Consider the following 19,143-nt stretch of genomic DNA (forward strand, 5'->3'; position numbering starts at 1 on the left):
CCGTTACTCCTCCTGTCCGGCAAGCGGCAACGCGAAGGTAAATACCGTGCCGTACGGCTCTCTGCGGCGCGCGCTCAGTTTCCCCCGGTGCCGTTCAATGATGCTGGCGCTGATGGTCAGCCCCATCCCCATTCCCTGCGCTTTGGTCGAATAGAACGAGTCAAAGATCCGCTCGGTGAGCTCCGGCTCAATGCCGCTGCCGGTATCGGCGATCTCAAAGATCACCTTCCCCTCGCCGCAGTTCGCGGTGGAGATCGTGATGCTGCACGGGCGATCCGTCACTTCCGCCATCGCTTCCATCGCATTCATCACCAGGTTAAGCAGCACCTGCTGGATCTGCACGCTGTCGCCGATGATAAAGCTGTCGTCAGCGTTCAGAAGATAATCAACGCTTATGTGTCGCAGCTCAAGTTCGCTGCGTGAAAGCATAATGATGTGGTGGATCAGGAAGTGCAGATCAATACGCGTAAACGTGGGGTCCTGCTTGCGCGTCAGAGACTGAATGCTGCGAATGATCTCCCCTGCCCGCTCGCCCTCGGCGGCGATCTCCTCCAGCCCCTCGCGCACTTTGTCCAGCCGCGCCGGATCGCGGTTGAGCCAGCGCAGGCTCGCGCCGGCGTTCGAGACAATCGACATCAGCGGCTGGTTGATCTCGTGCGCGATCGAGGAGGTCAGTTGCCCGACGGTGGTGGCCCGTGAGACTCGCGCCAGATCCGCCTGCGCCACCCGCATCGCATCTTCCGCCGCCCGCTGGCTGGTGATGTCGGTAATGATGCCGTAATACTCATTCACTTCGCTGCCGACGCCGACCGGATCGCCAATCCCGAGGATGTAGCGAACGGAGCCGTCGGTGCGGATAATGCGAAACTCCGCGCGCATCGACAGCCCGTCGCGCACGCTCTGGTTAACGAGGGTGCTGATCCGGCCATAATCGTCCTCATGCACGAAGGTTAAAAACTCCGCCATTGAGATCATCTTTTGCTGCTCCGGCAGGCCAAGGATACGGGCGTACTCTTCAGACATAAACATCAGATCCTGCACCAGCTCCCAGCGCCAGCTGCCGGTATGGCTGATCTGCTCGCCCAGCATCAGTGAGGTCTGGCTGGCGCGCAGCTCTTTCTCCACCCGTCGGCGCTGGATGTTTTCCGCCAGCAGCTCGGCGTAAAGCCGCGCCGTCTCCAGCGAAACCGCCGCCTGCGCGCCCAGCAGGCTGACCACGCGCGAATGTTCGGCGGTAAACACTTCCGGCATCAGGCGGTTTTCCAGATACAGCACCCCCACCAGCCGCGCCTGTTTGAACATCGGGACACACATCACGGCGGCGCCGGACGTCACCAGATACGGATCCTGGCTGAACGGGTGGAACTCCTCCGGTTTGCCGGTGCGGATCTCCTGCCCGGTGCGGATCACTGCGGCCAGCACCGACAGCGGCATGTCCGTCGCCATCGGTGACGCCTTCAGGATGCGCACCCGCACCCCGTCGGTACTGGTCCAGGCACTGGCCTCGATCTCCGGGATGTGATTATCGCTAACGCGCAGCAGCAGGCCACGCTGCGCCCCGGCCCGTTCAAGCAGCAGCGTCATCAGGTTTTCAATTAAACGCTCGAGGTTAATTTCTTCGGACAAGGCGCGTGAGGCTTTGATGACGCTCTGTAAATCGCGGATCACCTCGTTCTGGGCGAAGGCCGCCGTGTCATACGCGCGGCTCTGCCCGGAGGCCAGCAGATGCGGGAAATCCTGCTCCAGCTGGCGCACCTTGGCCTGCGCCCCGGCGCGCCCCCAGGCAGCAATCGCGCCGCGGAAATGGGCGTCGGAGGCGGTCGGGTAGCCGCAGGCCAGCGAGAAACGCCCTGCCAGCTCGTGCGTCAGGGCATTGATCGGGTTAAAGCCACCCTCCCGCGAGAGCCGCACCGCTTTTTCATACTGCTCCAGCGCGATGCTGTTCATGCCGTCCAGACGGACGATTTCGGCGTAAATCAGCGCTTCTTTATCGGCAAACGTGCCCGAATTGATCCGCGCCCAGAGGGCAATTTTGTCGTAATGGTGATGAATACTGCGGCGATAATCCGCCGAGAAGGTCTCCGGCGTGAGCTGGCGGGAGAGCGCCAGCGCGCTGTAAAAATGGTAATCCAGCAGATGAATATGACCCGGCGCGGACCACGCATACCAGCCCGCCCTCTCTAAATCCGCCTGTGCGTCGGCGTATTCGCCGCAGGAAAAGTGCGCCATCCCGCGATAGAGCCAGTACCAGAACAGCATAGTCGAGGTCTGCTCGGGCGCCTGCTCCGGCGGCGCGGGCAGCAGATCGTCAGGCAGCGCCTGGGCGGCGCTCCATGGGCCCGTCACCGGCGTGCGTAAAAACTCCACGTAGCGGCGCTGAATGTGCAGAACGGTTTCAATGTCCTGATAATCCGTTTTGCGTACAAAGGCCAGACCGCGATCGATGCTGGTCAGCACGCCATCCAGATGATCGCCCCGGGAGAGGAAGTTAATGATCTGATGACAGGCCGCGAAACAGGCCATCGTCATGTCGCCGTGGGTCACCGCCGAGGTAAAGCAGGCCTTTGCGCACTCGATAGTGTACGACAGCGGCTGGGTCCAGACGCTGAGCTGGTCGAGCGGCAGCAGAGTTTTGGCTTCATAGGCATCATAGCCGTGGCGGTTCACCAGCTCACGAGCCAGCGTGCCGTACTCAAATCCGAGACGGTATTCGGCGTAGCGGTGACCAATCAGCACGCCAAACCAGGCCATCGCCGTGGTGGAGGCGCCGGTGATGCCGTGATCGAGCGTGAGGTGCATCATCCGGCACAGGAGTAAAAAGTGCAGGCGCGGGCAGGTAAAGCTGGCGAAAATACTGGCGCTGTAAAGCAGGTTCATCACCGCTTCGGTCTCTGCGTTCTCCATCAGCTTAAGCTGAGAAAACGGGTTCAGCGGCGCGTCGGCGGTGCGTTGACAGAACTGCTGCCAGGCCTCGTCACATTCGGCATTTTCCGGGTAGCGGCTGATATGGATCCCGAACACGCCCAGCCAACATAACGACGCCTCCAGCGCCAGTCGGATCTCCGACTGGCGCATATACACTTCCGCCAGCAGGTTGGCGGCCAGCGCTTTCTCCGTCAGCCCGCCCGGTGAACCGAGGATCGCATCGCACAGCGCACGCGTACGCTCCAGGTGCCCGAGCGCAAACTCACAGCCCGCCTCTTCGATATCCAGCATAAAGTCCGAGACCGGGCCCGCATTCCCCAGCGCTCTGGCGGTCTGGATATAGCTTAAGGCGGAAAGGTAATCGCCGGTACGCTTCGCACGCCGCGCGGCCTGAAGGCTCAGCTCCCGGAATCGCTGCCGCTGGGGTGCAGGCTGGATGCAGTCCAGCGCGGCGCTGACGTGGTGAACCGCGCGGAACAGCAGTTCGTTGCCCGCCGTCTGCCGTGCGGCATCCGCCAGCAGGCTGGCGGTGGTCAGGTGCAGATGGCTTTTCTCGCCCTCATCCAGCAGGGCAAAGGCGGCTTCCTGCACCCGATCGTGAGTAAAAGCGTACTCTTTCTCCGTCAGCACAATCAGCTGAGCAGTAACCGCCGGGTGAAGCGCGTAGCGGATTTCCGCCGCCGACCGCCCCACCACGCGGCACAGCATCTCCAGCTCGCCCGTGCAGCCGAGGCAGGCGATGCAGCCCAGCAGGCGGCGCGTCTCGACGTGCATCTCCTTGAGCTGTTCAAGTACCAGCGTCACCACGTTTTCGGTGTAGTGCCGGGCGCGGATGGCCTGGAGATCGTAATGCCATTTCCCCTGATATTTGTTGTGCACCACCAGTCCGTCATCGACGATGCGACGGAAAAACTCCTGCACGAACAGCGGGTTGCCGCCGGTTTTTTCATGGATCAGCGTGGCAAGATCGGCGGTGCCCGTACTGCGGACATGAAAAATTCCCCCGAGCCAGCGCGCCACGGCCTTCACCGACAGCGGCTGCGGCACAATCGTCGTGGCGTATTGCGCCGCCTCCGGCAGGCTCGCCAGCGCGGTCTGCAAGGTGGGATCAGAAAGCGAACTGAGATCGCGGTGCGCCACCACCACCAGCAGCGGGATGGCGCCGCAGGCGCGCAGCAGGTGATCGAGCGTTTGCAGGCTGGCGGCGTCGATCCACTGTACATCATCCAGCAGCAGCACCAGCGGCGCGCCCTGGGTGGCGAAGGTTTTCACCAGCGCCAGCACCATATGGCTGAAGCGCGCCCGCGCGTCGATGGAAAAGGTATCCGCGGAGAAACGCGGTTTGTTCTCAAGGAGTAAATTCAGCTCCGGCACCAGGCTGACGGCCAGCTCCTCGAAGCCTTCCAGCGCGCGCGACAGACGGATTTTCCACGTCGCCACCTCCCCGGCTGGCAGCCCGAGCAGGTGCAGCGTGAGCGTCCGAAACGCCGAACTCAGCACGCCGTAGGGCAGCGTGGGAGAATATTGATCGACCTTGCCCACCGCCAGCAGCACCTTGCGCTGTTGCAGCGATTTCAGCGTGGTGGCGATCACGGAAGATTTGCCGATCCCCGAAGGTCCCCCAATCGTCACCAGTTCCGGCGCACCGCTCTGGCTGACCCGCTCAAACGCGGCGATGACGTCGCTGGCCTGCGGATGCGCAGAGAAAAGTGAATCGGCCAGATGGATCGCCGGAGAGCGATCCTGCTGGCCGGGAATAAAGTCGACAATTTCGCCTTCAACGGTCAGCGTCGCCTGGCAGCGCCTGAGGTCGGCAATCAGCCCGTCGACGGTCTGATAGCGATTCTCCGGATTCTTCTCCAGCAGCTTAAGGATAATGGTCGACAACATGCCGGGTACGTCCGGGCGCACCCGCCCCGGCGCAAGCGGTTCAGAGGCAATGTGGTAATGCGCCCAGTTGGTCTGGTCATCAGCGCTCAGTTCAAACGGCAATCGCCCGGTCAGAAGTTCATAAAGCACGATCCCCAGACTGTAGAGATCGCTCCGGCTGTCAACGGCGCGCCGGGTACGCGTGGTGTGTTCCGGTGACATGTAGGCGGGCGTGCCGCCAGACGCGGCAAGCCGGGACTGGGAGAAGGCGTCGGAGGTGCCGCAGGAAAGACCGAAGCTGCACAGACGGCAGGTGGCATCGTGATGAACGAAGATCGACCCGGGTTTGATATCGCCGTGGATCAGGTTGTGCTGATGCATCTGGCGCAGGGGACCGCTGATGCGGATCGCCATCTCGATAAAGCGGGCGATCCCGGAAATCGCCTTACCTGCCCGGCACGCCAGCAGTTCAAAGCAGAACGGCGCGTAGACCAGCGCAAAACGTCCGCGGTACTGGGTTGTAGCGACGGGCCGGATAGCCCAGCCGTCATGAAGGCGATCGCGCAGGGCAAACTCGTTTTTCAGCAGCCGCGTTGCCCGCTCCTCTTCTTCATCGCTGACCGCGGTGGCAATAATAAACGAACCGCCGGACTGGGGATGCCGCCCGTTCATCCAGGAGATGCCGCCCTCCTGCGCCAGCACGGTAAAAATGACATCCTCTTTCAGAACAAAAGCCCGCCCTTCATGGAGACTTCCCCGGGCGGGCCAAAATGCAGGCGACGTATGTTCGTTCATCCGCGATCCTTATTGTCGGCGGGTCAGCTCCCGCTGAATATGATCCAGCAGAATATCGATGTTAATCGGCTTACGCAAAAATGCAGCGGCGCCCAGACTGAGTGCATACCGCTGCATATTTTCATCAGCATGGCCGGAGATAAAGAGTATTGGCGGTGGCGGCATGGCCAGCAACCGCAGCTTCTCAAACAGCTCGATGCCGTTCATGCCGCGCAGCTTGATGTCGGCGATCACCAGCGACGCGCCGGACAGGGCGAGAGGGTGGCTCAAGAACACCTCTGCCGAATCGAAGGTATCGGTAGCATACCCTTCCGATTGCAGCAGGTTACTGAGCCCGCTGCGAACAGAGCGTTCGTCATCAATGATGGCAATGCGCCACGGCAGCGTCATGCTGTCTTTCCTCAAACAAATCGTTACGCGTCGCGGCTTTCCTTCGCGGGCGCTGGGGGCGCGGTACCGCTGATCTTCGGTACGCATTCATGACGAAACCAGGCCAGGGTCAGCGGTTCGCGGCTCACCAGACGCCGTCCGATGGGGATCAGCTGTTCACCCACCAGCATGCCGAACAGGCCAAGCAGCGCGACGACCGGCGGCGCCGGGGAATGCACGTCGAGCAGGGCGTAAAGTACCCCAGCCGCGACCCCGCACACCAGCGAAATAATCCAGGCCTTCATGATGACGCTCCGGTCAGGTGCTGAACGTGGGGAACCGTCACCTGCACGCCGGCGGGATTATCGCGGGATAAAAGATGGCGCATCGCCTGTTCACCCGCCAGCATCCCCAGCAGGCCAATCAGCGCCAGCGCGGGCGGCGCGGGGGACCGCACCTTCAGCACGGCGTACATCAGGCCAATCAATACGCCTGCCGCAAGGGATATCAACCCTGTACTCATTGAGAACTCCAGAGAAAAAGGCGCGGCGAGCCGGATGAGGGACCAGCCCGCCGACGGGACTTAGCGAGCCGGGACCGGCGCTAAGGTGCGGTGCTCGCTCTTCTGGCGAGACGGCGCTTTGTGCACCATGGTGTAGGCGTAATCCACGCCCATGCCGTACGCGCCGGAGTGCTCGCGCACGATATCCATCACCGCGGTGTAGGTCTCTTTGTGCGCCCAGTCACGCTGCCACTCCAGCATCACCTGCTGCCAGGTCACCGGGATCACGCCCGCCTGGATCATGCGCTGCATCGCGAAGTCGTGGGCCTCTTTGGAGGTGCCGCCGGAGGCGTCCGCCACCATATAAATTTCGTAGTCGCCTTCCAGCATCGCGCACAGGGCAAAGCTGTTGTTGCACACTTCGGTCCACAGACCGGCGACAACCACTTTCTTCTTGCCGTTGGCCTTCAGCGCGTCACGCACTTTCTGGTCGTCCCAGGAGTTCATGGAGGTACGCTCCAGAATGTCCTGGCCCGGGAACACGTCCAGCAGCTCCGGATAGGTGTTGCCGGAGAAGCTTTCGGTCTCAACGGTGGTGATGATGGTCGGGATGTTGAACACCTTAGCCGCTTTCGCCAGCGCCACGGTGTTGTTTTTCAGCACCTGGCGGTCAATAGACTGCACGCCGAACGCCATCTGCGGCTGGTGGTCGATGAAAATGATCTGACAGTTGGCAGGGGTTAAGACTTCGAGCTTAGAAGTGGTCATAAGATTATCCAGTGAGGTTAAAGGTTAAAATCGCCGCGAACAGCACGCCGATAAAATCGCGTTCATCCTATGACCCACAGCGCTGTGGTGTAATTATCTCTTCGTATAGTTAACCTTAGGTATAGTTATACTTTGGTATACCTATCCTATTGTATAACTGGATCTTTGCCGAAACCGGTTCCCATAATCCTGACCATTCCCCTCTTAGTCTGGAGCTCTTATGGTTACCCTCGGTAAAGCCGATCTCATTCTGGTTAACGGCCAGTTTCACACCGTCGATCGCGAGAATCCTCTCGCAGAAGCCGTTGCCGTGCGCGACGGAAAATTTCTGGAAGTGGGTACCGTCGCCGAGGTGATGCAGCACCACGGCGACGGCACCAAAGTGGTCGATCTGAAAGGCCATACCGCCATCCCCGGCCTGAACGACTCGCACCTGCACCTGATCCGCGGCGGGCTGAACTACAACCTTGAGCTGCGCTGGGAAGGCGTGCCGTCGCTCGCCGACGCCCTGCGGATGCTGAAAGAGCAGGCCCTGCGCACGCCGTCGCCCCAGTGGGTGCGCGTGGTGGGCGGCTGGACCGAGTTCCAGTTTGCCGAGCGCCGCATGCCGACGCTGGATGAGATTAACGACGCCGCGCCGGACACCCCGGTCTTCATTCTGCACCTGTACGACCGCGCTCTTCTCAACCGCGCCGCGCTGAAGGTGGTCGGCTACACCAAAGAGACGCCAAACCCGCCGGGCGGCGAGATCCAGCGCGACGCCAACGGTAACCCGACCGGGATGCTGATTGCCCGTCCGAACGCCATGATCCTCTACGCCACGCTGGCCAAAGGGCCGAAGCTGCCGCTGGAGCAACAGGTTAACTCCACCCGCCAGTTCATGCGTGAGCTGAACCGTCTGGGGCTGACCAGCGCCATCGACGCGGGCGGCGGCTTCCAGAACTACCCGGAAGATTACGAGGTGATCGCCGAGCTGCACGAGAAAAAGCAGATGACCATCCGCATCGCCTACAACCTCTTTACCCAGCGTCCGGGCCACGAGCTGGAAGACTTTGAAAAATGGACCGACATGCTCACGCCGGGCCAGGGCAGCGATTTCTTCCGCCACAACGGCGCGGGCGAGATGCTGGTCTTCTCCGCCGCCGATTTTGAAGACTTCCTCGAGCCGCGCCCGGACCTCGCGCCGGGCATGGAGGACGAGCTGGAGCGCGTGGTACGCCATCTGGTGGAGCACCGCTGGCCGTTCCGCCTGCACGCCACCTATAACGAATCCATCAGCCGCATGCTGGACGTGTTCGAGAAGGTGAACCGCGACATTCCGTTCAACGGCCTGCACTGGTTCTTCGACCATGCGGAAACCGTTACCCAGGCCAACATCGACCGCATCAAAGAACTGGGCGGCGGCATTGCCGTCCAGCACCGCATGGCCTTCCAGGGCGAATACTTTGCCGAGCGCTACGGCATCGAAGCCACCCGCCACACGCCGCCGGTGGCGAAAATGCTCGAGACCGGCGTGCCGGTGGGCTTAGGGACGGACGCCACCCGCGTGGCGAGCTACAACCCGTGGACCGCGCTCTACTGGCTGGTCTCCGGCCGCACCGTCGGCGGGATGCAGATGTACGACCACAGCGCCCGACTGGATCGCGATACCGCCCTGATGCTCTGGACCCAGGGCAGCGCGTGGTTCTCCAGCGAGCAGAACCAGAAGGGGCAGATCAAGGTCGGCCAGCTCGCCGACCTGGCGGTGCTCAGCAAAGATTACTTCCGCGTGCCGGAGGAGGAGATCAAGGGCATCGAGTCCGTCCTCACCGTGGTGAACGGCGATATCGTCTATGCCGCAGGCACCTTTGGCCCGCTCGCGCCGCCGGCCATTCCGGTCCTGCCCGAGTGGTCCCCGGTGGTCAAGGTGCCGGGCCACTACCGCAGCGCGCCGCCGCAGGCCGCACGCGTCGGCATGAGTGTGGTTCACCACTGTAGCGGCCCGTGCGGGGTTCACAGCCACCAGCATGACTTTGCCCGCACGTCAGCGATGCCGGTATCCGACGATAACGCTTTCTGGGGGGCGCTGGGCTGCAGCTGCTTTGCATTCTGATGAAACAAAATGACGCTTCGCCCCGGATCGATCCGGGGCTGTTCTTTCTGCGCCTGACCGGCAGCCTGCTGCTGCTTTACGTGCACGGCCTGCCGAAGGTGCTGCACTTCAGCGAAGAGCTGACGCGTATCGAAGATCCGTTTGGTTTCGGGCCGTATGCCAGTCTGATCCCGGCGATCGTCGCCGAGGTGATCTGCCCGCTGTTTATCATTGCGGGGGTTTACACCCGCATGGCGTGCCTGCCGATTATCGCCGTGCTGCTGGTGGCGATGCTGGCGGTCCACCCGAACTGGTCGATTGCCGAGGGGCAGTTTGGCTGGCTGCTGCTGATTATCTTCACCACCCTCGCCCTCACCGGGCCGGGCCAGTGGCGAGTGCAGCGTAAAACAACGGAGAGGTTCGCATGACCCAGGTAAACGACGTTCGCGACGCACACGTCGAGACGACGCCCGCCCCGGCGGTTTCACCCTGGCAGCCGCTGAGCCAGCCGGTGTTCCGCATGCTGTGGATCGCCACGGTGGTCTCTAACGTCGGCTCATGGATGAGCGACGTCGGCATCAACTGGAGCATGCTGACGCTCAGCGCCGATCCGCTGGATATCGCGCTGGTGCAGGCGGCGAGCAGCCTGCCGATGTTCCTTTTCGCCCTGCCGTCCGGGGTGATGGCGGACATCGTTGACCGACGTAAATACCTGCTCTTCTCCCAGCTGTGGGTGTTCATCGCCGCCGCCGGGCTGACGCTGCTCTCTTTTACCGGACACGTCACCCCTACCGTTCTGCTGGTGGCGACGTTCCTGCTGAGCGTGGGCGCGGCGATGAGCTCGCCGCCGTTCCAGGCCGTGGTGCCCGATATGGTGAGCAAGCCGGAGCTGGGCGCCGCCGTGGCGCTGAACTCGCTCGGGGTGAACATCAGCCGGGCGATTGGCCCTGCGCTGGGCGGTTTTCTGCTCTCGCTCGCCGGACCGTGGATGGTGTTTGCCCTGAACGCGCTCTCCGTGGTCGGCGTGGCGTGGGTGCTGTGGCGCTGGCGTCCGGCGCCGTCCGTGCAGCGTTTGCCACCAGAGCACTTCTTCTCCGCGGTGCGCTCCGGCATTCGCTACGTGCACGCCGCGCCGGTGCTGCGCAACGTGCTGGTGCGCACCGTGGCGTTCTTCGTTTTCGGCAGCGCGGGCTGGGCATTACTGCCGCTGGTGGCGCGCCGCGAGCTGGGCTTAGGCCCGGCGGGCTATGGAGTGATGCTGGCGTGTATCGGCCTGGGCGCTATTGCCGGGGCCATCCTGCTGCCGCGTCTGCGCCAGCGGCTGAACGCCGATCGGCTGATGGTGGCCGCCAGCCTGACGTTTGCGATCACCATGCTGGCGCTGGCGTTCGTGCGCCACGTCTGGCTGCTCAACCTGTTTGAGTTCTTCACCGGCTTCGCGTGGATTGCGGTGCTCTCGACGCTGAACCTCGGTGCGCAGCGCAGCGCCGCCCGCTGGGTGAAGGCCCGCGCGCTGGCGGTCTACCTGACGGTGTTCTTCGGCTCCATGACCATCGGCAGCGCCATCTGGGGGCAGATCGCCTCCCGGTTCGGCACCCCGACCGCGCTGGTTGTCGCCACGCTGGGGATGGTGCTGGCAAGCGCAACGGTGTTCCGCTGGAAGCTGGAGAAAGATCCGGACCTGAACCTCGACCTGAGCGGCCAGCCGCTGGACGGCGTGGAGATCGACCTGCCGAACGAGCGCGGCCCGGTGCTGGTCTCGCATGAGTACATCATCGACCCGCACAACGCGAAAGCGTTTTTGCAGGCCGTGCACGAACTACGCCGGGTGCGACGCCGCGCCGGAGCGATGAGCTGGGCGGTGTACGAGGATATCGAACGTCCGGGGCTGTTTATCGAGACTTTCCTGATGGGTTCCTGGATCGAGCATTTGCGCCAGCAGGAGCGCCACACCATGAATGACCTCCTGCTGCAGAGCCGCGTTCTGGCTTTTCATCAGGGCACAACATCACCGGCTATTCGCTACCTGGTCGCGCCGGTATAACCACAACCATCACCTGCACAGGAACACACTATGGCAACGTTTAAGGCAAAAGACGGCACGCAGATTTACTACAAAGAAGGCGGCGCGGGCAAACCGGTTCTCTTCAGCCACGGCTGGCCGCTGGACGGCGACATGTGGGACAGCCAGCTGAACTACCTGGCCGAGCGCGGCTTTCGCGCCATCGCCTTTGATCGTCGCGGCTTTGGCCGCTCGGATCAGCCGTGGAACGGCTACGACTACGACACCTTTGCGTCCGACATCAACGACCTGATTACCACCCTGGACCTTCATGAGGTGACGCTGGTGGGCTTCTCCATGGGCGGCGGCGACGTGACGCGCTACATCAACAACTACGGCAGCGCGCGCGTGGCCGGTCTTGCGCTGCTGGGCGCGGTGACGCCGATCTTCGGCAAATCGGATACCTTCCCGCAGGGTGTGGATCAGAGCGTGTTCGACGGCATTCGCGACGGGCTGCGTAAAGATCGCGCCCAGTTCATCAGCGACTTCGCCACCCCGTTCTACGGTATCAATGCCGGGCAGACCGTCTCTGCCGGCGCGCTGACCCAGACGCTGAACATCGCCCTGTTGGCGTCCCTGAAGGGCACCATCGACTGCGTGACCGCGTTCGGCGAAACCGACTTCCGCCCGGATATGGCGAAAATCGACGTGCCGACGCTGGTTATTCACGGCAGCAACGACCAGATCGTGCCGTTTGAAAGCACCGGCAAGCTGGCGGCAGAGATGATCAAAAACGCCACGCTGAAGGTGTACGACAACGCGCCGCACGGCTTCGCGCTGACCCACCAGGACCAGCTCAACGAAGATCTGCTGGCGTTTGTGAAGGCGCTGTAAGTCTTTAAAAGCGAAGCCTGATGGCGCTTCGCTTATCAGGCCTACAAGGGCTGGTCCTGTAGGCCGGGTAAGGCGCAGCCGCCACCCGGCGCTTTCGCAGACGCGTTCCGCTCCGCCAGCAGCCGGCAAATCTCCGCATGCTTCTCCTCGGTAAAGGTAAAGCGCGACATAAAGCCCATGCGGATCAGCGACCCTATCGCCGGCAGCAGGCAAATCCCGAAGAACAGCCCCGACAGCACGCTCTCACTCTGAATTTGCGCCTGCGGCACGTAGCCGATCATCGTCAGAAACACGCCGATTAACCCGCCGCCTACCGCCACCGACATCTTGCCGGTAAAGGTCTGCCCCGAGAAGGTGATCGCCGCGCAGCGCTTGTGGGTGTGGTACTCCGCGTACTCGATGGTGTCGGCAATCATCGACGAGGTGAGGATGTTGGTCATCATCACGAACAGCGTGCTCAGGCCGAGCAGAATAAACAGCATCGTCACCTGCTGATAGCCAACAAACCACATCACCACGCGCACCGCCACGTCCAGCCCGCAGAGGATCATAAACAGCTTCCGCTTCTGCATCCGGCGCGTCAGCATCGGGGCGACCAGGCACAGCACCGCCGCCACAATCCCCATCACGCCAATCGCCATCTGCAGGCTGCCGTCGCCCAGATTATTGATAAAGAAGTAGATATACAGCCCGCCCGCCACGTTGTGGAACACGCAGAAAAAGAACGACAGCAGGACGATAAACAGCGGCTTGTTCTGGCGCAGGTTGTGGAAGGTGTCGCGAATGGTCACCTTTTCCGGGCTCGGCGGCACACGCTCTTTGATCTGCATAAAGCCGTTAAGCATCAGCGGCAGGCCCACCAGCATCATCACCAGCGCCGCCATAAAGTAGCCTTTGTCATTGCTGTACTGGGCGAAATAGGCCGCCAGCTTCGGGAAGAAGATGTTGGCGCAGGCAATGCCCGCGTTCACCCCGAGCATCGCCGCCGTCACCGCGCGGGTGCGCTGCCCGGAGTCGTTGGTCATCACCGACGACATCGACCAGAACGGGATATCGGAGATGGCGTACAGCGTCCCCCACAGGATATACGTCACCCCGGCGTAGAGGATTTTGGTGGTCATGTCCGCTTCGATTTTATAGAACGACAGCAGCGTGACGCCGGTAATCAGCAGCGGCGCAATCAGTAAAAAGTGGCGAAACTTGCCGAACCGGCTGTTAATGGTGTCCATGATGCTGGCAAACAGCGGATCGTGAACCGCGTCCCACGCGCGGGCAATCAGGAAGATGGTACTGGCCGCCAGCGCCGAGATCCCCAGCACGTCGGTGTAAAAATAGTTAATAAACGAACCCACTAAACCAAAGCTAAAACACTGACCTAAACCATAGCCAAAATAAGACCACAGCTCGCGAGACGGTATTTTCATTGTCATTGCCATTGTTATATGCCTGCCTGGTTGCCCGGCGGTCGGCCGCCGGGTCGATATTATTAGCCCTGAACTTTCGGGGCGATCTTGCGCAGCTGCTGCATTAATACGATTTCACGGCGCGAGAACGGAATGCCGTTCTCCTCAAACACGTCGTGGAACCAGAGGCGGCAGTAATCCGTGGACTCCTTCATCACCACCGGCCACGGCAGCCACGTCTGGGTTTTGCCGCGCACCAGCCCCCACTGATACGGCGCGACCTTCGCCGCGTACATCAGCGGAAGCTGCTCTTCGATGGTGCTGCCCACGTGGCGCGCCAGCCATTCGGTACAGAACAGCGGGCGACCGAGCGCCTGCAGCTGCTGGATAATCGCCGTCATGCGCCCCGTGTGGGTGTAGGCGTGGAAGCTCACCACGTCCGAGAGCGCCAGCGCGGTCTGGTCCAGCGGATGCTGGAAGAACGTCTCGCCCTCCTCTTCCGGCGGCAGACGCCACGCGCAGACGGTGAGCGGCTGGGTTGGGTCTTCTTCACGCACCCACTGGAACGCCAGCTTCATCAACTCGTGCGCGCAGGTCTCCAGCTTCGCGTCGTACTGCACCTCCTGCGTGCCCGTCGCGAAAATGCCGCGGTTGCCCGGCTCGTTATACAGATCCCACAGCAGCACGCGCCTGTCGTCGCGGAACTGGCGGACAACGTCGCGGATATAGCGCTCAATGTCTGCCCAGCAGTCGGGATTGCACACTTTGTCGCGCCCCGGGCTCGCCGCCGCCTGGCTGTTGTGCTTGCCCGGCACCGGCGGCTTTTGCGGGCCGAGGTACGGCTCGTCGCCAGAGAAGCCGCAGTCGTCCATCAGGGTCAGCATGGTGCTGAACCCGTGGCCGTCGGCAATCGTCAAAAAGCGGTCGATGCGCGCCATCAGCCCGTCGCGGTCGTGCTCCCAGACGATAAACGGCAGGTTGATGCGCAGGGTGTTATAGCCCGCGTCCGCCGCCCAGCCCAGCTCGCGCTCGATGGTGGCGGCATCGAAGGTCTTTTCCTGCCAGATATCGGTCCAGTTCACCGCCGTCGACGGCAGATAGTTAAACCCGCACAGCCAGCCTTTTTGCTGATACCACGCCTGTGCCTGCTCCCTGCTCCACTGCTCTTTCATTACGCGTCCTCTCACTGATAATATTTAGCTAATAAATATTAGTTGCAGGATAAATGCGCAAATCACGGCGTTGAGAAAAGCGATGCCCCTCACAAAGTTCACGCTTCGATGAATGAGAAACGTGATCGACGGCGCTAAAGCGTGCGGTTAGGGTATGATGCGAATTCGCGAAAGGGAGAGGACGGATGAAGCGAAAAACGAAAGTGACGATGAACGATATTGCGCGGGCGGCAGGGGTGTCGCAGGCGACGGTATCGCTGGTGCTTAACCAGTCCCGCAACATCAAGCTCAGCGACGACACCCGCCAGCGGGTGATTAACGTCGCTACCGAGCTCGGCTACGACCGCCTCCCCGCCGTTCACGCTCCACGCAACCAGGAAGAGATCGCCCTGCTGGTGAGCTCCATGCAGAGCTTTGACCCGTTTATCGACGCCATCAGCCAGGCGCGGGAAGCGGCGTGGCGCAACGAGACCCTGCTCACCGTCTACGACTACGGCGACGACATCGAGCTGGCGCTGAACATCATCCGCCAGCTGGAGAAGCGCAACTGCATCGGGATTATTCTCGCGTCTCCGGTCACCACGCTGGTGGACATGACGGCGTTCCAGGACTGCACCCGCATCCCGCTGGTGCTGCTCAACCAGCGCGACCCCGGCTCGCCGCTGCTGCCGTCGTTTATCCCGGACGACTACGCCAACGCCTTCCAGGTGACTAAACACCTTATCGCCTGCGGGGCCACGCGCATCGCCCACATCACCGGAGAGAGCTGGATGGAGGCCTCGCGCCAGCGTCTGGCGGGCTACCAGGCCGCGCTGCAGCAGGCCGGATTAACCTGCGACGATAGCCTGGTGCGCCAGACCAACTGGCAGTTCAGCGAGTCCTTTACCGCCACCACCTCTCTGCTGGAGCTGGCCGAGCGCCCGGACGCCATCTTCTGCGCCAGCGACTGGCTGGCGATTGGCTGCTATCAGGCGCTGGCGGTGAACGGCGTGCGCATCCCGCAGGACATGCTGCTGGCGGGCTACGACGATCAGAAGATCTCCGAGCAGCTCACCCCGCCGCTGACCAGTATCCAGCTGCCCTACAGCGAGCTGGGACGGCTGGCGGTGGAGTACCTGTGCAATCAGGAAGATGCCGCCACGCACGTGACGCTGGCGGGCAGGCTGAAGGTGCGCGCCTCAAGCCTCGTCTGAGGTAAACACCATGCCCGCATAGGGCTTCTCGCGACACGCCGCCAGCCGCGCGGCGAGGCAGCCCACGTGCAGCTCCAGCTTGTGCCCGTCCGGGTCGAGAAAATAGAACGACGCCCCCTCGCTTTTGTTCTGCTTCCAGACGGTGACGCCCGCCTGCTCCAGCCTGTGCGAGAACGGTTCAAAATCTTCTTCCGTGACGGTAAACGCGTAGTGGGTGTAGTCGCTCTCCTGCGGCGGCACATACTGGCGCGCCTCGTCGTACGACAGGCAGACCCATAGATCGCCGCAGGTGAGATAGGCCCCGGTATTCCAGCGGGCGTGCAGCGCAAGCCCCAGCAGCTCGTGCCAGAAGGTGACGCTTTTTTGCAGGTCGCTGACCGCGAGGGTCAGATGGTTGAGAGATTGCAGCATGACGTGCCCTTTTGTTTTTCGCGCCGGACGTGATACGGTAAAAGCATGAACATAAACCACGCCGTCCTCACCGTAAACCGCTGGTGGCTGCCTTCTTAAAGGCGGCACGGAGTAGTTTTCCCCATTTTCAGATAGCCGCCGAAAGGCGGCTTTCTCACATCTCAGACCCCTTTCGGCATTACAACGTTAAGGAGTCTTTATGAACCCGCAAACCATCCTCACCGGCGACCGTCCAACCGGCCCGCTGCACCTCGGCCACTTCGTCGGATCGCTGCGCCAGCGCGTGGCGCTCCAGCAGACGCACAACCAGTTTGTGCTGATTGCCGACCTACAGGGGCTGACCGACAACGGCAGCAACCCGCAAAAAATTCGCGACAACATCCCCGAAGTGCTGGCCGACTACCTCGCCGCCGGCATCGACCCGAACCTGACTACCATCTGCCTGCAGTCCGCCCTGCCCGCCCTCGCCGAGCTGACGATGCTGTACATGAACATCGTCACCGTCGCCCGCGTGGAGCGTAACCCGACGGTGAAAAACGAGATTGCGCAGAAGGGCTTCGCCCGCTCGCTGCCGGTCGGGTTTATGGCCTACCCCATCAGCCAGGCGGCGGATATCACCGCGTTTAAGGCCGAATGCGTGCCCGTCGGCGACGACCAGCTGCCGATGATTGAGCAGACCAACGAGATTGTGCACAAGATGAACAGCCTGCTGCCCGCCCCGGTGCTGCGCCACTGTAAGGCGATGCTGAGCGACACCAGCCGCCTGCCCGGCATCGACGGCAGCGCCAAGATGTCGAAATCGCTGGGCAACACGCTGCACCTTTCTGCCAGCGAAGAGACCATCCATCGCGCGGTAAGCGCCATGTACACCGACCCGAACCACCTGAAGGTGAGCGACCCGGGGCAGATTGAGGGGAACGTGGTGTTTACGTACCTCGACGCGTTTCATCCGGACAAGGAGAAAGTGGCGGCGATGAAGGCGCACTATCAGGCGGGCGGGCTGGGTGACCGGGTTTGTAAGAACGAGCTGGAGGGGTGTTTGCAGGAGCTGATTGCGCCGATGCGGGAGCGGAGGGCGATGTATATGCAGGACAAGGGGGAATTGATGGCGATGCTGAAGCGCGGGACCGAACGGGCGCAGGGGGTGACGCAGGCGACGTTGAGGGAGGTGAAGGTTGGGTTGGGGGTGCCGGTGTTTAGTTAAAGTAGGTTTAGCGGTGGAGTGCGGGGGATTAGCATGAAGCCGCTAACTTGATTATTGCGGAAATAAGCAAGGCGCAAAAATTCTTTAATACATTATTAGCCATTGTTGTTTGTCATTCTGTTAAGAGCGCTATATTCATAGACTCTTTATTTTTTTAACCGTCTCGGCAAATGCTATGGGCACGTTTATTATTTATATGATGAATATATTATTCTGTGGTTATGTACTGGCTACATGCCTCATTTCTTTGGTTAGTTTTGATAACTGGGAGGACCGTACAATCGCAATAACAATCATATTAGGAAGTGCACAACTTATTGCGACATTACTTAATCGGGCACTGCCTCATAAGTTACATATTTTAGGGGGGATAGCTGAACTGATAGAAGGTCCGCTATTAGTGATTGGCGCAATTGTGTGTCTGGATGTGTTTGAACCCTGGCCTATGAAGATTATTGGAATGTTTGCGTGGGTTATTTTTATGATGTTTCGGCCATCATTTACGAAAAGGAATAAAGAATGATATTCTCTGCCCGCACAAACGAAACGCTGGCGGGCAAGTTCAAGATAGAATCAAGCAGCGGAACCTGATGTTGGACGTTCGTTCCACGCGTCGTGCGCTAACAAGTTACCGTCCTTGTACAAATGGGTAATCTTCTCATAATTAAACGCCACTTCCTCCATATGCCCCGTCCCCGGACAGCCTCGGGTGTCGTACATTACTGGACTCACAGAAATGACCTTAACGTTCTCGAGCGTGATTCGGTAATACTCCTCCTCTTGCCCGGAATAGTTAATATGGTAAAACCTGAATTCTGCCGTTTTAAGGGTCTGACCCGTTGCTGCCGCTTTGAACAGATAGGGCGAAGAGCTATCCAGTTCCTTGGTAAACTGAAACGGCGAATGTTGGCGAGTGCCGGTGACCTTGCCCGTTGCCGAGTCTGTTGGTAGGCTAAGGTTATGTTGTAATCCTCTTAGCTCAATACTTCCTTCCCTTTGTGCAACGTCACAAGAACCACAAATCATTGTGCCGCCGTCATTAGTTAAAAAAAGATGTACAGGTACGGCCATTCTATTGCTCCTTGCATTTTAGTCGTATAACCATTTGCCCGCTTTTGCGGATTCGATAAGCATTCCAATAGTGAAATCTGGAACCATCACCACTGGGAATTTTTTGAATGGATTCCATGAAAAAGGCTCATCAGGATAGTAGGTGTTTATGTTAAAATTCCCTCTATCAACATTAAATTCTTTAAAAAACTCTTCCATTAAATCTTCTGCTTCAGTGACATCAAGCTGCATGTCAGTATCCAAATCAGTTTTTGCATTCAGTAATTTCTGCTTCGCTTCGTTATTCATCAGATAAACGCCGTTATAGCGTCTGGCTAAGGCGTAGATGCGCTGCTCAATACTCTCTACCATAGTTTGTCGCTGCCCCGTGCGATTCGATTATAATCATGACCTGCTCCCCACGATTAGATACAACACTCAGTTAGTAACGCCGGAATCTTCATTCTCAGAATGACCCTTTCTCCAGCCCGCTGCAAATTCAGACGGTGTCTGAT

The 19,143-nt window shown here is 60.5% G+C and carries 17 protein-coding genes; 7 read left to right on the plus strand and 10 right to left on the minus strand.

Features of this window, described 5'->3' with window-relative positions:
- Nucleotides 1-3: 3 nt before the first annotated feature.
- From ACOTX1_RS10455 to ACOTX1_RS10475, 5 genes are read right to left on the minus strand one after another with little or no spacing between them, the layout of a single operon-like run.
- On the minus strand, nt 4-5,589 hold the full coding sequence (locus ACOTX1_RS10455; protein WP_263522032.1) for a trifunctional serine/threonine-protein kinase/ATP-binding protein/sensor histidine kinase: 5,586 nt from the start codon (nt 5,587-5,589) through the stop codon (nt 4-6).
- A 9-nt stretch (nt 5,590-5,598) separates the two neighbouring features.
- Nucleotides 5,599-5,979: a response regulator transcription factor gene (locus ACOTX1_RS10460; protein ID WP_003863058.1), complete on the minus strand. Its 381-nt coding sequence runs from the start codon at nt 5,977-5,979 to the stop codon at nt 5,599-5,601.
- A gap of 23 nt (nt 5,980-6,002) precedes the next feature.
- Nucleotides 6,003-6,263, minus strand: coding sequence for a XapX domain-containing protein (locus ACOTX1_RS10465; RefSeq protein ID WP_003863056.1), 261 nt, complete (start codon nt 6,261-6,263; stop codon nt 6,003-6,005).
- Nucleotides 6,260-6,481, minus strand: coding sequence for a DUF1427 family protein (locus tag ACOTX1_RS10470; RefSeq protein WP_022646923.1), 222 nt, complete (start codon nt 6,479-6,481; stop codon nt 6,260-6,262). The genes ACOTX1_RS10465 and ACOTX1_RS10470 overlap by 4 nt, the downstream gene beginning before the upstream one ends.
- Nucleotides 6,482-6,541: 60 nt before the next feature.
- A complete protein-coding gene (locus tag ACOTX1_RS10475; RefSeq protein ID WP_023315321.1) occupies nt 6,542-7,228 on the minus strand; it encodes a hydrolase in 687 nt (228 codons plus the stop codon).
- 220 nt (nt 7,229-7,448) lie between these two features.
- Between ACOTX1_RS10475 and ACOTX1_RS10480 the strand changes: the two genes are divergently transcribed.
- Genes ACOTX1_RS10480 through ACOTX1_RS10495 form a run of 4 tightly spaced genes read left to right on the plus strand, consistent with a single transcriptional unit; the run spans nt 7,449 to nt 12,195 of the window.
- Nucleotides 7,449-9,320, plus strand: coding sequence for an amidohydrolase (locus tag ACOTX1_RS10480; RefSeq protein WP_032667153.1), 1,872 nt, complete (start codon nt 7,449-7,451; stop codon nt 9,318-9,320).
- The gene (locus tag ACOTX1_RS10485; RefSeq protein WP_003863050.1) at nt 9,320-9,727 is read left to right on the plus strand and encodes a DoxX family protein; all 408 of its coding nucleotides are present in this window, start codon (nt 9,320-9,322) and stop codon (nt 9,725-9,727) included. The genes ACOTX1_RS10480 and ACOTX1_RS10485 overlap by 1 nt, the downstream gene beginning before the upstream one ends.
- Nucleotides 9,724-11,343, plus strand: coding sequence for an MFS transporter (locus ACOTX1_RS10490; RefSeq protein ID WP_023315319.1), 1,620 nt, complete (start codon nt 9,724-9,726; stop codon nt 11,341-11,343). The genes ACOTX1_RS10485 and ACOTX1_RS10490 overlap by 4 nt, the downstream gene beginning before the upstream one ends.
- Before the next feature lie 30 nt (nt 11,344-11,373).
- Nucleotides 11,374-12,195, plus strand: coding sequence for an alpha/beta fold hydrolase (locus ACOTX1_RS10495; RefSeq protein WP_023315318.1), 822 nt, complete (start codon nt 11,374-11,376; stop codon nt 12,193-12,195).
- A 41-nt stretch (nt 12,196-12,236) separates the two neighbouring features.
- On the opposite strand, the gene ACOTX1_RS10500 is transcribed toward ACOTX1_RS10495, so the two are convergent.
- Together ACOTX1_RS10500 and ACOTX1_RS10505 are read right to left on the minus strand one after the other, a co-directional pair.
- On the minus strand, nt 12,237-13,631 hold the full coding sequence (locus tag ACOTX1_RS10500) for an MFS transporter (RefSeq protein WP_023315317.1): 1,395 nt from the start codon (nt 13,629-13,631) through the stop codon (nt 12,237-12,239).
- A 50-nt stretch (nt 13,632-13,681) separates the two neighbouring features.
- On the minus strand, nt 13,682-14,770 hold the full coding sequence (locus ACOTX1_RS10505) for a cellulase family glycosylhydrolase (protein ID WP_023315316.1): 1,089 nt from the start codon (nt 14,768-14,770) through the stop codon (nt 13,682-13,684).
- Nucleotides 14,771-14,955: 185 nt separating this feature from the next.
- Between ACOTX1_RS10505 and ACOTX1_RS10510 the strand changes: the two genes are divergently transcribed.
- Nucleotides 14,956-15,963 (plus strand): LacI family DNA-binding transcriptional regulator, encoded by a 1,008-nt coding sequence (locus ACOTX1_RS10510; RefSeq protein WP_023315315.1) that lies wholly within the window; start codon nt 14,956-14,958, stop codon nt 15,961-15,963.
- Here the strand turns inward: ACOTX1_RS10510 and fosA are convergent.
- Nucleotides 15,949-16,374 carry a FosA/FosA2 family fosfomycin resistance glutathione transferase gene (gene fosA, locus ACOTX1_RS10515; protein WP_023315314.1) on the minus strand — a complete coding sequence of 142 codons (426 nt, stop codon included), beginning with the start codon at nt 16,372-16,374 and terminating at the stop codon, nt 15,949-15,951. The genes ACOTX1_RS10510 and fosA overlap by 15 nt on opposite strands.
- A 199-nt stretch (nt 16,375-16,573) precedes the next feature.
- On the opposite strand from fosA, the gene trpS reads away from it, so the two are divergent.
- Entirely contained in the window at nt 16,574-17,578 is a 1,005-nt protein-coding gene (gene trpS, locus ACOTX1_RS10520) for a tryptophan--tRNA ligase (RefSeq protein WP_023315313.1), read from the plus strand.
- A 175-nt stretch (nt 17,579-17,753) separates the two neighbouring features.
- A complete protein-coding gene (locus tag ACOTX1_RS10525) occupies nt 17,754-18,101 on the plus strand; it encodes a hypothetical protein (RefSeq protein ID WP_023315312.1) in 348 nt (115 codons plus the stop codon).
- Between the two features lie 50 nt (nt 18,102-18,151).
- Here ACOTX1_RS10525 and ACOTX1_RS10530 read toward each other — a convergent pair whose 3' ends face one another.
- The gene (locus tag ACOTX1_RS10530) at nt 18,152-18,649 is read right to left on the minus strand and encodes an Hcp family type VI secretion system effector (protein WP_023315311.1); all 498 of its coding nucleotides are present in this window, start codon (nt 18,647-18,649) and stop codon (nt 18,152-18,154) included.
- 18 nt (nt 18,650-18,667) lie between these two features.
- Complete coding sequence (locus ACOTX1_RS10535) at nt 18,668-19,000, minus strand: DUF1493 family protein (RefSeq protein ID WP_023315310.1); 333 nt, start codon at nt 18,998-19,000, stop codon at nt 18,668-18,670.
- Between the last annotated feature and the right edge of the window lie 143 nt (nt 19,001-19,143).

This window comes from Enterobacter cloacae complex sp. IR5401, assembly GCF_049238425.1.
In the GTDB taxonomy this organism is placed as follows: Bacteria; Pseudomonadota; Gammaproteobacteria; order Enterobacterales; family Enterobacteriaceae; genus Enterobacter; species Enterobacter hormaechei_C.